Here is a 12,594-nt window from a genome sequence, read left to right as displayed (position 1 = left end):
AAAAAGGCCGATCTGTTTTAGATCGGCCTTTTTATTTATTGGTGTTTTGGTTTACTTATTAAGTGTTCCCACCATTTCTTCAGGTTTAACCCATTCGTCATACTGCGCTGCAGTTACATACCCTAAGTTAATAGCCTCCTCTTTTAAGGTAGTCCCATTTTTATGGGCCGTATTGGCAATCTCAGCAGCCTTATAATATCCTATTTTCGTATTTAGGGCGGTTACCAACATCAAAGAATTATTCAATAACTGCTCTATTACACTATGGTTAGGTTCTATTCCTACTGCACAATGCTTATCAAAACTTACGCACGCATCTCCCAACAATTGTGCAGATTGTAGTAAATTGGCCGCCATCATTGGTTTAAAGACATTTAACTCATAATGTCCTTGTGTTCCGCCGACAGAAATAGCTACATCGTTCCCCATTACTTGGGCGCACACCATAGTTAAAGCTTCACATTGGGTAGGATTCACTTTCCCTGGCATAATGGAACTACCAGGCTCATTAGCCGGAATTATTATTTCGCCAATTCCAGACCTAGGACCAGAAGCCATCATTCTTATATCATTGGCAATCTTATTTAAAGCTACGGCCAGTTGCTTTAATGCACCGTGAGATTCAACAAGGGCATCGTGGGCTGCTAAAGCCTCAAACTTGTTGGGAGCTGTTTTAAAAGGCAATCCAGTAAATTTCGCAATGTACTCTGCTACTAATACGTCATAGCCCTCTGGGGTATTTAGACCAGTTCCAACAGCGGTACCTCCTAAGGCTACCTCACTTAAATGGTCTAGCGTATTATTCAGTGCCCGCAGACCGTGGTCCAATTGCGAAACGTAACCAGAAACTTCCTGTCCCAAGGTTAGGGGAGTGGCATCCATTAGATGCGTACGTCCTATCTTTACCACCTTAGCAAATTCCTTAGCCTTTTTGTCCAATGTATTTCTAAGCTGCGTAATACCCGGAATGGTTGTTTCCACAATTTTTTTATATGCAGCAATATGCATCCCGGTAGGGAAAGTATCGTTAGAGGACTGGGATTTGTTTACATCATCATTGGGTTGAATGGTCTTTTCCCCTTCGCCAATTTTTTTTCCGGCCAGTTCATGAGCCCTATTGGCAATAACTTCGTTCACATTCATATTGCTCTGGGTGCCAGAACCTGTCTGCCAAATTACCAACGGAAATTGGTCATCATGCTTGCCTGCCAAAATCTCATCGCAGACCTGCGCTATAAGATCTCTTTTTTCTACTTCTAAAACACCAAGTTCGTGATTTGTAAAAGCAGCCGCTTTTTTTAGATAGGCAAATCCATAAACAATGTCCAAGGGCATAGAGGCCGGTGGACCAATTTTAAAATTGTTTCTGGAGCGTTCGGTCTGTGCACCCCAATACTTATTGGACGATACCTTTACCTCGCCCATGGTATCCTTTTCAATGCGATATTCCATAATTAATATTCCGTTTAGTGATAATTACAAATTTACGTTTATATGCCCAAGAAATAAAGTTTATTGCCGAGCATTCTATGCTATAGCTTTTCTTAAAAAGCAATTTAATGTATTCGAATTTAGGGTATGCGGTATGGGTGGTCCATACATTTTGCCATCCTTTTATCTCAATCTAAAAACTTGGCTTTTAATTCTGGGGTAGGTATCATGCAGTTGTCTTTTTTGCCATACCAACGATAGCGATTCCTGGCCACAAAATCATATACCTTATTGCTTATACTATCCGGGATCCATTCCAAAATGGCAACCAACCCCCAAATTCCACCGAAGGACTTGGCTATTTTCAATGCGGCGGCAGATTTGGTATAATAGGCTACCCCGGGCTCTATTAATATTATAGAGTCTACTTGAGAGGTATCAATATGTCGTTCGGAAGTAAGTTTGCGACCTATATCACTCTGCAAAGCTGCATACCTATATAAATCGTCCTTATCTCTTTTAATTACATATTGAACAGCATTGTTGCATAAATTGCAAACGCCATCAAATAATAAAATTGTTTTTGGGTTTGTTTCCATGGGACAAAGATACTGTGGTAGAAAGAATAATACTAACATTAAAAAGCATATCCGTTTTATGAAAAAGATAGCTATTGAGTTTAAACTTTGGTAGTGATATTGATGTAAGTCACCCTTTAAATTACAATTGAAGGGAGTAATTTAAAGGGCTATTGCGAAATAGGGACTATCACTTTTTTTTAGCTGCTTTTACTAATTCTAACTGATCTACATTTACATTAGTGGTGAAAATACCGTAATTTACTATAGCTTTGTTTTTTTCTAGATTATCTATGGTGCCTACCGCCTTGCCATCTACCATTCGTACACGATCGCCAATTTTAAAAATAGGTCGGGGCTTATTTTTCTCCTTGACTTCTGCCTTCGTTTTTTCTACTTTTTTCTTTTCGCGTATTACTTCCACTTTTTTTATGACGTCCTGTTCTACTTTTGCCTTTTTCTCCCTTTGAACTTTTATCTCCTTTGGGGATTGTTTTTTACGTTTGCTGTTTTCCGTTTCTACAATCTTAAGTAATTCGGATACTAAGGGTCGCCTTTTTTTATCCTGAAAATACTTTTCGGCAGCAGTATTTAATTTGTTGCCCAAATAGATCATGCGTTGGTTATGGTCGTAGAGTTCTTGGTAATTCTCCAACTTGGATTTGATCCTAGAGTTGAGGTCTTCCAACTTTTGAGCTTCAATCCTAGCCTTGGATTCCTCTTCTTGTAGCTTGGAACCAGTTTTCTCCATCTTGCTTCGCTCTTTTTGCAGTTTCGCAATGGTGGCATCAAAACGTACTTTTCCGCGTTCTATTTTCCTTTTTGCTTTGTTAATTAGGCTATAGGGAATCCCATTTTTTTGGGCCACCTCAAAGGTAAAGGAACTTCCTGCTTGTCCTAGGACCAATTGAAAGGTGGGTTCCAGTGATTTTCCATCAAAAAGCATATTAGCATTGGTAACATGTGGTAATTCATTAGCTAATAGCTTTAGGTTTGAATAATGAGTGGTGATAACACCATAGGCGCCGCGCTCATAAAACACTTCTAAAAATGTTTCTGCCAAGGCTCCACCAAGTTCCGGATCACTACCAGTACCAAATTCATCTATCAAAAACAAAGTTTTGTCGTTGCACTTACGCAAAAAATTATTCATGTTTTTTAGTCGATAACTATAGGTGCTTAGGTGATTTTCAATAGATTGGTTATCCCCAATATCGGTCAATATATTGTCGAACAGGCAAACTTTAGAACGTTCATGCACCGGGATAAGTAACCCGCTTTGTAACATTAATTGTAAAAGTCCTATGGTTTTAAGGGTAATACTTTTTCCTCCTGCATTGGGGCCCGAAATAACAATTATCCTGTTTTCTGGATGAAGGGTAATCGTCTGCGGGTATGTTTTTTCTTTTTTATACTTGTTATTCAGGAATAGTAAGGGGTGATATGCGTCTCTCAAATAGAGTTCCCTTTTTTCTGTGATTTCTGGCAATAGGGCGTCCATTTCCAATGCATATTTAGCTTTTGCCGCTGTAATATCCATGTACGCCAAGAAATTTTGATAATCGTACAAATGTGTGGCAAATGGTCTAGTCTTATTGGTTAGGTCTTTCAATATTTTCTGGATTTCTTCCCTTTCCTCAAATTCCAGATTATTAAGTTCCCTACTGTACCTTAGGGTAGCTTCCGGTTCTATGTAAACAATACTTCCCGTTTTAGAGGACCCCATTACAGAGCCTTTAATCTTTTTTCGGTACATGCTTTTTACGGCCAAGACACGTCTATTATCTACGACGGATTCTTTTATTTCATCCAATAAGTCTGCAGCCTGATAAGTGGTAAGAGCAGAGGCAAAACTTTGGTTTATCTTTACCTTTACAACACTCATTTGTGATCGAATATCCTGTAAATCTGGGGAAGCGGTATTTTTTATTTCTCCAAATTTATCGATGACGATATCGATAGACTTAGCAATCTCCGGATGATAGGTGATAGATTCGGTCAGTTTAAGTAGCAGCGGATAGTACGCTTTAAACTTTGTAAAAAATTTGATATGTGTGGCTACCGTATTACAGATGGTGGTTATCCTTCTAAATCCACCTATTTCTAAAGTGGTGTTTTCAATTCTCATCAGTTTTAACTCATGGGTTATGGCATCAAAACCGTGATTAGGAATTGTATTGTCATTAGAAAAGGACGATAGGTATTCCGATGTTTGGCCGAGGGTGGCCATAAGTTCTTCCTTAGACGCTATAGGGCTTACATTAAGCACATTTTCTTTTCCCAGTTCCGTATTACATCTAACGGATAACTGTTGAAGTACGGTATTGAATTCTAAATCTTGAAGGGTTTTGGTGCTTATTTTTGCCATAGTTACTTTTAAACACTTCAAAGGTAAGGAATAGGAGTGATATGAAAAGCTTTAAGAAAGTAAGTAATGTTTTGCTTTTGTTGGTTTTTAATAGGGTAGTGTTACTTAATAAGGCATCAAAAAAGAATTTTGTTGTTTTGGAGCAATATAATAGGTGCATTACGTGTTTTAGGGTAAGGTTAAATGGGGCGCTTTTTCATTAAGTGAGATTTTAAAGCTCCAACGCTTGTGTAAAAATGTTATGGTTAATTTCCGTTCAATGCCTCAAAGCTTTGTCCGGAAATAATTGACTTTTTGCCAAAGAATTCCATATAAAATATACCTATGAAAAACTTACGAAAATTATTCAGTTACACTACTGTTTTTTTACTGCTAATATCGTGTAGCGCTACTAACACTTTAACAATGGGAGGTACTAAGCCCGCATTCGTAACTATTCCCGAAGGGGTGGCTAATATTGGTATTATAAATAGGAGTCTGCCTTCCGAAAGCAATCAGGCCTTAGATAAAATAGATAAATTACTATCTGCCGAAGGCCAACACCTAGACGAAAAGGGAGCCGAGGCTGCAATATTGGCTTTATCCGATGCTTTGGTGGCAACAGATAGATTCCAGAAAATAAGAATATTGGATGGTCCTCCTGAAATTAGAAAGGGTTTAGGGGTGCTTCCAGCACCCCTTCCTTGGGATATAGTAGAAAAACTATGTGAGGAGAACGACGTAGACCTACTATTTTCAATGGAATTTTATGATACGGACACTAAGGTTTCCTATAGTGTGGGGACCTATGAACTTCCTAATCCGCTTGGGTTAAAAGTGTCCGTGCCAGGCCATGAAGTTACCTTAAATACCCAAATTGCTAATGGATGGCGAATTTACGATCCTAAAAATAGGGTAGTATTAGACCAGTTTGTGTATACGGATGGGTTAGTATCTTCGGGTAGGGGTATAAATCCTATGAAAGCGGTAGAGGCTATAGTAAATAGGAGCGAGAGGGTTATTGAATATAGCAAAAACATGGGAAATACTTTTGGATTGCGACTTTCTCCAGTTAGGCAAAGGGTAAAGAGAGATTATTTTGTGCGAGGCACAGATAATTTTAAAGTAGCAAAAAGAAGAGCCCAAACGGGAGACTGGGAGGGAGCTGCGCAACTTTGGGAACGAGAAATAGATAACCCAAAATCTAAAATTGCGGGAAGAGCTTACTACAATATGGCTATTATAAATGAAATTAATGGGGATCTAGAACTTGCGATGGATTGGGCCTCAAAATCCTATACAGATTATGAAAATAAGGAAGCCCTAAGATATTTAAAAGTGCTGCAGTATAGAGTGGCTCAAAATAGGTTATTACAAGATCAAGCTTCCCGATAAAAATTAGCCCCTAGACAATTTATTTTAATTATCTAGGGGCTAATCACAAATGAAATGGCTAATTTCTTAAAGAGACTGCATAGCCACCAATTTTTTATATATGCCGTTTGCTGCCAAAAGATCGGTATGGGAACCTTGTTCCACAATCTCTCCTCTTTGAAGGACCACAATAGTATCTGCATTTTGTATGGTAGATAGTCGGTGAGCAATAACAATAGAGGTCCTGTTCTTCATCATTTTTTCTAATGCATCCTGTACCAAACGTTCACTTTCTGTGTCTAGGGCAGAAGTAGCTTCATCCAGTATCATGATAGGCGGATTTTTAAGGACGGCTCTAGCAATTGATAAACGTTGCTTTTGACCCCCACTTAATTTATTTCCGCTGTCACCAATATTAGTGTCATACCCATTAGGAAGTCCTACAATAAAATCGTGCGCATTGGCAATCTTCGCAGCGTCAATAATTTCTTCCTCTGTCGCATTTTCCTTTCCTAATCCAATATTGTTTTTTACGGTGTCATTAAATAGGATCGAGTCTTGCGTTACTAGTCCCATTAAATTCCGAAGGGATTTTTTAGTAAGATCCTTAATATTGGTCCCATCAATTAGGATGTCTCCTTCGTTTACATCGTAAAACCTGGTCACTAAATTAGCGATGGTACTTTTACCACTTCCAGATTGTCCTACTAAGGCTACTGTATGGCCTTTGGGTACGGTAAGGTTAAATTTCTTTAAAACGTATTCATCCTCGTATTTAAATGAGATATCCTTTATATTGATTCCGGTGTTGAAATCTTCTTTAGCGATGGCATTTGGCTTTTCAATAATAGGGTTTTCTGTTTCTAAAATTTCGAGAACCCTTTCTGCAGCGGCATTTCCTTTTTTAACTCCAAAAGACGCTTTGCTTATAGATTTTGCTGGGGTAAGAATGTTATAGGCCAACCCCATATAGGCAATAAATGAAGATGCATCTAGCGTTTTATCTATCAATACCATTTTTCCCCCAAACCATAATAGTACTCCGATCACCAAAATACCAAGGAATTCTCCCGTAGGGGAAGCAAGGTTCTGCCTGTTTAGAAGCTGATTGGAATATAGGAAAAATCTGCTAGTAGAATTACTAAAAGTTTTGTAGAATCTAGACTCGGAATTAAACGCTTTTATCACTCGGAGACCGCCCAGCGTTTCTTCTACAATAGAAAGGAATTCACCCTGTTCCTGTTGCACTCGATCCGATTGCTTTTTAAGAGATTTACCTATTCTTGAAATAATCATACCCGCGATGGGGATAAAGATAAAAACAAAGAGGGTGAGCTCCGTACTGATACCGAACATAATTAGGATAGTGAATAGAATGGTTAACGGTTCTCGTACAATGAGTTCCAACACAGAAAGAAAGGAGTGTTGAATTTCTAATACGTCAGAAGTTATCCTAGCAATCACATCGCCCTTTCTCTTTTCAGAATAAAAGGAAATGGGCAGATTTACTATTTTCTGATACATGCTGTTCCTGATATCCTTAAGCACCCCATTTCTTAAAAAGGTGATGAAATACATCGCCAAATAATTAAAGAGGTTCTTTAGCAGGAAAAGCACCAAAACTAACCCAATAACTAAGATCAGACCTTTCATTTCATCGTCTCCAGAAAAGGCCGTTACCTTATAATTGATGTAATCTTGCAGATAATCCTTCAACTGTCCAAAACTGGTATAAACCGGTTCTTCCAATACCTTTTTATCGGGCGTGAACAGCACGTCTAACATAGGAATCAACGCCGCAAAGCTCAGTGCGCTGAAAAGGGCGTATAAGATGTTAAAAAAAATATTTAAAAATCCGTATTTACGGTATGGTTTCGCAAAGCGAAGGATCTTTTTAAAGTACTCCATTAATCAATTTTCAGTTCATTTAGAATTCTATCGATCTTTGCGTCTAATTGGGCATCTACTTTTTTAAAGTCGGCCGCCTTTTCCAAAGGAGCATTGATACTGAAATAGAATTTAATCTTAGGTTCCGTTCCGCTAGGTCTTGCTGCCATTTTGGTGCCATCCTCAGCAATGTAAATCAATACGTTAGACTTGGGGATGTCAAGGGTAGTAACCTCACCGGTTACCACGTTTTTAGAGGTAGCTGTATTATAATCCTCAACGGTAATTACTTTGGAGCCGTCAATGGATTCAACAGGATTCTCCTTAAAATCGATCATCATTTGCTTTATCTCTTCGGCGCCTTGCATTCCTTTTTTAGTTAGAGAAATTAGCTTTTCCTTGTAAAATCCATACGCTACATAGCAATCGATTAAGTCTTTGTAGAAAGAACTACCTTTTGCTTTGGCACTTGCACCTATCTCACAGGCCAGCAGAGTAGACGTTACTGCGTCTTTATCACGAACAAAATCGCCTACCATAAAACCAAAGCTTTCTTCACCACCACCTATAAAGGGCTGCTCTGGGAAGTCTTTAATCATTTTGGCGATCCATTTGAAGCCTGTTAGTGCAGTTTTGCATTCCACGCCATATGCTGTGGCAAGAGAATCCATCATTGGGGTAGAAACAATGGTGGAAGCGACAAACTCGTTTCCATTAATTCCTTTGGCCTTTCGCTGATCCAATAAGAATTTAGTCATCATGATCATGGATTGGTTTCCATTCAAGATTTCCATTTCCCCTTCTAGATTACGTACTGCAACTCCCAAACGGTCACAGTCGGGATCTGTACCAATAACGATATCGGCCCCTATTTCTTCTGCTTTTTTTATGGCCATAGATAAGGCTTCAGGTTCTTCGGGATTAGGCGATTTTACTGTTGGGAAATCCCCATTTGGTTTAGCCTGTTCCTCAATCACTGTAACATTTTTATAGCCTGCTCTTTTTAAAACTTCAGGTACCGCAGTAATGGACGTGCCGTGAAGGGAGGTGAAAACCACCTTAAAGTCATCCTTTCCCTTGGCATTAAAATTACCGTTTTCAACACAGGCATCAATAAAAGCCTCGTCTACTTCCTTATCTATAAATTGTATAAGATCTTCATTGGCCTTGAACTTAATGTCTTCAAAAGAAAGACTGTTTATTTCTGCAACAATTTTTCCGTCCTGTGGGGGCACAATTTGTCCACCATCGGTCCAGTATACCTTATATCCGTTATATTCAGGTGGGTTATGGGAAGCGGTCAATACAATACCTGCATGACAATTTAAGTGGCGTACAGCGAATGAAAGCTCTGGAGTGGTACGCAATTCAGAAAAAAGGTAGACCTTAATTCCGTTTGCTGAAAATACTTCCGCAACTGTCCGTGCCAAGGTATCACTGTTATGCCTACAGTCATATGCAATTACCACTTTTATATCGGTCTTGGGATATGCTATTTTAAGGTAGTTGCTAAGTCCTTGCGTGCTCTTGCCCAAAGTATATTTGTTTATACGGTTGGTGCCGGCACCCATAATACCACGCATACCACCGGTACCAAACTCCAAGTCCTTATAGAAGCGATCTTTTAATTCTTCGGTATTGTTATCGATAAGATTTTTCACTTCAGCTTTGGTTTTAGGGTCAAAAAAATCCGTCAACCAGCTTTTGGCATTGTTCATTATAGCTTCCATAGTTTCTTTGGTTTGATTATGTATTTAAAAATACAAAGATTTATTATTTATTTTGATTAAGGTTTACACCTTCAGAAATGGTATATCGCGTTTCATTTTTTCTGTTCCTCACCATAATTTCTCCCAGAAAACCTGCTAAAAATAATTGAGAACCTATTACCATGGCTATCAGTGCAAAGAAGAACTGTGGACGATCGGTAAGGAGACTCCCTAAAGGATTTATAAATAATTTATCCACTCCTAAATAAATAGCGAATCCAAATCCAATGGTAAACATCAACACGCCCAGTGCCCCAAAGAGGTGCATGGGCCTACGGGCAAATTTGGACACAAACCAAATGGTGATTAGATCTAGGAATCCATTGATAAAGCGTTCCATTCCAAATTTTGTCTTTCCATATTTCCGTGCTTGGTGTTTTACTACTTTCTCGTCAATTTTAGAAAATCCTGCCGATTTTACCAAAACAGGAATATAGCGATGCATTTCTCCAGATACTTCAATGGTCTTTACTACCTCTTTTTTGTAAGCTTTTAATCCACAATTAAAATCGTGAAGTTTAACCCCAGAAGTTTTTCTCGCCGCCCAATTGAATAATTTAGAGGGCAGGTTTTTAGAGAGGATGGAATCATATCTTTTTTTCTTCCATCCTGATATTAGGTCATAACCATCTTCGTGGATTAACTCATATAGTTCTGGTATCTCTTCTGGATTATCCTGAAGATCTGCATCCATAGTAATGATTACATCACCTTTGGCTGCTTTAAATCCAGCATGTAAAGCTTGGGATTTACCAAAGTTTTTTAAAAACCGAAGTCCTTTTACATTGGGATTGCTTTTTCCTAGATGGGTGATAATTTCCCAGGATCGATCCGTGCTCCCATCATCAATAAAAAGGATTTCATATGTAAATTGATTGGAATGCATTACGCGTACAATCCAATCGTGTAGCTCTGTTAACGATTCTTCCTCGTTAAGTAAGGGAATTATTATAGATATATTCATTCGGTACTAATGCAAAATCTTTTCAAAAGTACAAATTACTGAATAGTTTCTGGTCTTTTTAAAATTAATGCAGGGAATAGGGAAAATATAAAACTACTTACTACACTATAAATAAGCCCAAATGCAATTTGCATTGAGGGTGTAGTAAATTTCTTCCCCGATTCTATTTGGGCATCCACTTGCTCTGAAGTCATTTCGGTGGTTTCTAATAGCACCCCTTTCTGGTAGGTCATTGCCTTTTCCATCATATCTGGGTCTATTACCCCAGCCATCAGTTGATTAAATAGAATTCCTACAATACCTCCTATTAAACCAATACCTACTCCAATTCTTAGCGCTTGGCTAAAGGACATATAACCGTTGTTCGCTTTTCTAAATTGGAACATCCCTAAAACAATTACGCAAATCGTTAAAATGATACTAACCCCAATAACCATCATACCTCCTTGGAAATGCATATCTAATGAATATAACATTAATGCAAATACTACACTTAGTGCTCCAAGCAATAGTCCGTATGATAATGCGAATTTGCCAGTATTGGGTTTATCTATTTCCATGATTTTTTTATATTTTAGTTGTTTTCAAATATGTATTTGTTTGCCTATATTTGTTACAAATAAAGGTAAGTTATATTTATTTTTTCTTTTTTGAGAATATAAATTGTTCATATCAGAAAAATAATTAAATTTGCACCTCGAAATCAAGAAGGAATTAACGTTTTTACAATGAAAAAAGATATACATCCAGAAAATTATAGATTGGTAGCCTTTAAGGATATGTCCAATGAAGAGGTTTTTATCACGAAATCTGCAGCAGATACCAAAGAAACTTTAGATGTTGAGGGAGTTGAATACCCGTTGATAAAATTAGAGATTTCTAGGACTTCTCATCCGTTCTATACTGGTAAAGCTAAATTATTGGATACGGCTGGTCGTATCGATAAGTTCAAGAGCAAATACGATAAATTCAAAAAATAATCTTTTTTTTTATTAAAAAGATCAAAAGTCACGCATTAGCGTGACTTTTTTTGTTTTAAATTAGTTTTATGAACTATATTCTTTTTGACGGTACAGTACGAAAAGCATTATTACCTTTTACATATACTAGGCCAGTAGCAGAAATACGGATTGGGATTTTGACCATTCGTGAAAAGTGGGAGAAGTACCTTGGTAGTGCCACTACCACGATTACCGAAGACTATTTATCGGAAAAATTTCCCTTAGTAGAAATGGAAGAAAACGTATTGATAAATGCTTCCTTTTTACCTAATCCCTTATTGGTAGATTTAATTTCTAACTTAAAGCAAAACGAGATTATTTTATATAATGAGGAGATTCTTGCTTTTTATGCTGCAGAGACACAAGAAGAAATAGACTTTTCTACCTATAGACATATAGATTATGTGGGAGATGTTTTAAGAATAGAAAACACCTGGGATATATTTTCTAAAAATGCCGAAGCTTTACAGGCAGATTTTGATCTAATTACTCATGGTAGGAAAAGTGCCCCTATTTCTAAAACAAACGACCTTATATGTCCCGAGAATATATTTCTTGAGGAGGGGGCAAAAGTGGAGTTTAGTGTGTTAAATGCCACTGATGGGCCTATCTATTTAGGGAAAAATTCCGAAGTGTGGGAAGGTAACCTTATTCGAGGTGGCTTTGCCTTATGTGAAAAGGCTGTAGTTAAAATGGGAACTATGATTTATGGGGCTACCACTGTGGGGCCCTATAGCAAGGTTTCAGGTGAACTCAGTAATTCTGTAATTTTTGGTTACTCCAGTAAGGGGCATGAAGGTTATTTAGGAAATTCTGTTCTAGGGGAATGGTGTAATATTGGGGCAAGCTCCAATAACTCTAATTTAAAAAATAACTATGCGTTGGTACGGTTGTGGAACTATCAAACAGAAACCTTTGAGCCAACTGGGTTGCAGTTTTGTGGACTTATGATGGGAGATCATAGTAAAACAGCAATAAATACCATGTTTAATACGGGGACTGTGATTGGGGTAAATTGTAATATATACGTACCAGGATTCCCAAGAAATTTCATCCCTAGCTTTAGTTGGGGCGGAGCTACTGGTTTTAGTACCTACCTACCTGAAAAAGCGTTTGAGGCCGCCAAAGTGATGATGGCTAGAAGAGAAGTGGAGTTTAGTGATATGGATGCCAAAATCCTGACCCATGTTTTTGAGAAAACAAAAAAATGGCGCAATGATTAATGATGTACACTGTCTTAATT

General features: G+C 37.9%; 10 protein-coding genes. 3 read left to right on the top strand and 7 right to left on the bottom strand.

The features are described from left to right. Nucleotides 1-51: 51 nt before the first annotated feature. From fumC to G466_RS0104805, 3 genes are all read right to left on the bottom strand, one after another. A complete protein-coding gene (gene fumC, locus G466_RS0104820) occupies nucleotides 52-1,452 on the bottom strand; it encodes a class II fumarate hydratase (protein WP_026812639.1) in 1,401 nt (466 codons plus the stop codon). Nucleotides 1,453-1,619: 167 nt separating this feature from the next. Beyond that, nucleotides 1,620-2,069 (bottom strand): thiol-disulfide oxidoreductase DCC family protein, encoded by a 450-nt coding sequence (locus G466_RS0104815; protein WP_229797175.1) that lies wholly within the window; start codon nucleotides 2,067-2,069, stop codon nucleotides 1,620-1,622. Between the two features lie 130 nt (nucleotides 2,070-2,199). Beyond that, nucleotides 2,200-4,377: an endonuclease MutS2 gene (locus G466_RS0104805; RefSeq protein ID WP_026812637.1), complete on the bottom strand. Its 2,178-nt coding sequence runs from the start codon at nucleotides 4,375-4,377 to the stop codon at nucleotides 2,200-2,202. Nucleotides 4,378-4,701: 324 nt separating this feature from the next. On the opposite strand from G466_RS0104805, the gene G466_RS0104800 reads away from it, so the two are divergent. After that, the gene (locus G466_RS0104800; protein WP_026812636.1) at nucleotides 4,702-5,751 is read left to right on the top strand and encodes a DUF6340 family protein; all 1,050 of its coding nucleotides are present in this window, start codon (nucleotides 4,702-4,704) and stop codon (nucleotides 5,749-5,751) included. A 66-nt stretch (nucleotides 5,752-5,817) separates the two neighbouring features. On the opposite strand, the gene G466_RS0104795 is transcribed toward G466_RS0104800, so the two are convergent. From G466_RS0104795 to G466_RS0104780, 4 genes are read right to left on the bottom strand one after another with little or no spacing between them, the layout of a single operon-like run. After that, nucleotides 5,818-7,638, bottom strand: a complete 1,821-nt coding sequence (locus tag G466_RS0104795) for an ABC transporter ATP-binding protein (RefSeq protein WP_026812635.1) — start codon at nucleotides 7,636-7,638, stop codon at nucleotides 5,818-5,820. Then, entirely contained in the window at nucleotides 7,638-9,347 is a 1,710-nt protein-coding gene (locus tag G466_RS0104790; RefSeq protein ID WP_026812634.1) for a phospho-sugar mutase, read from the bottom strand. Before G466_RS0104790 ends, G466_RS0104795 begins: the two co-directional genes overlap by 1 nt. 43 nt (nucleotides 9,348-9,390) lie before the next feature. Further along, entirely contained in the window at nucleotides 9,391-10,350 is a 960-nt protein-coding gene (locus G466_RS0104785; protein WP_026812633.1) for a glycosyltransferase family 2 protein, read from the bottom strand. Nucleotides 10,351-10,385: 35 nt separating this feature from the next. After that, a complete protein-coding gene (locus G466_RS0104780; protein ID WP_026812632.1) occupies nucleotides 10,386-10,910 on the bottom strand; it encodes a DUF4199 domain-containing protein in 525 nt (174 codons plus the stop codon). A 168-nt stretch (nucleotides 10,911-11,078) separates the two neighbouring features. On the opposite strand from G466_RS0104780, the gene G466_RS0104775 reads away from it, so the two are divergent. Both G466_RS0104775 and G466_RS0104770 read left to right on the top strand, forming a co-directional pair. Beyond that, nucleotides 11,079-11,330: a type B 50S ribosomal protein L31 gene (locus G466_RS0104775; protein ID WP_026812631.1), complete on the top strand. Its 252-nt coding sequence runs from the start codon at nucleotides 11,079-11,081 to the stop codon at nucleotides 11,328-11,330. Between the two features lie 68 nt (nucleotides 11,331-11,398). Next, nucleotides 11,399-12,574, top strand: a complete 1,176-nt coding sequence (locus G466_RS0104770) for a GlmU family protein (protein ID WP_026812630.1) — start codon at nucleotides 11,399-11,401, stop codon at nucleotides 12,572-12,574. Nucleotides 12,575-12,594: the final 20 nt, after the last annotated feature.

Origin of the sequence: Arenibacter certesii DSM 19833 (genome assembly GCF_000429545.1) — a bacterium.
Lineage (GTDB): Bacteria > Bacteroidota > Bacteroidia > Flavobacteriales > Flavobacteriaceae > Arenibacter > Arenibacter certesii.
Note: the sequence above shows the minus strand (reverse complement) of the source record. Positions and strands in the feature narration are given on the sequence as shown.

Coding starts and splice junctions, on each gene's coding strand:
- fumC (WP_026812639.1), bottom strand. CDS start 1,452: ATGGAATATCGCATTGAAAAGGATACCATGGGCGAGGTAAAGGTATCG.
- G466_RS0104815 (WP_229797175.1), bottom strand. CDS start 2,069: ATGTTAGTATTATTCTTTCTACCACAGTATCTTTGTCCCATGGAAACA.
- G466_RS0104805 (WP_026812637.1), bottom strand. CDS start 4,377: ATGGCAAAAATAAGCACCAAAACCCTTCAAGATTTAGAATTCAATACC.
- G466_RS0104800 (WP_026812636.1), top strand. CDS start 4,702: ATGAAAAACTTACGAAAATTATTCAGTTACACTACTGTTTTTTTACTG.
- G466_RS0104795 (WP_026812635.1), bottom strand. CDS start 7,638: ATGGAGTACTTTAAAAAGATCCTTCGCTTTGCGAAACCATACCGTAAA.
- G466_RS0104790 (WP_026812634.1), bottom strand. CDS start 9,347: ATGGAAGCTATAATGAACAATGCCAAAAGCTGGTTGACGGATTTTTTT.
- G466_RS0104785 (WP_026812633.1), bottom strand. CDS start 10,350: ATGAATATATCTATAATAATTCCCTTACTTAACGAGGAAGAATCGTTA.
- G466_RS0104780 (WP_026812632.1), bottom strand. CDS start 10,910: ATGGAAATAGATAAACCCAATACTGGCAAATTCGCATTATCATACGGA.
- G466_RS0104775 (WP_026812631.1), top strand. CDS start 11,079: ATGAAAAAAGATATACATCCAGAAAATTATAGATTGGTAGCCTTTAAG.
- G466_RS0104770 (WP_026812630.1), top strand. CDS start 11,399: ATGAACTATATTCTTTTTGACGGTACAGTACGAAAAGCATTATTACCT.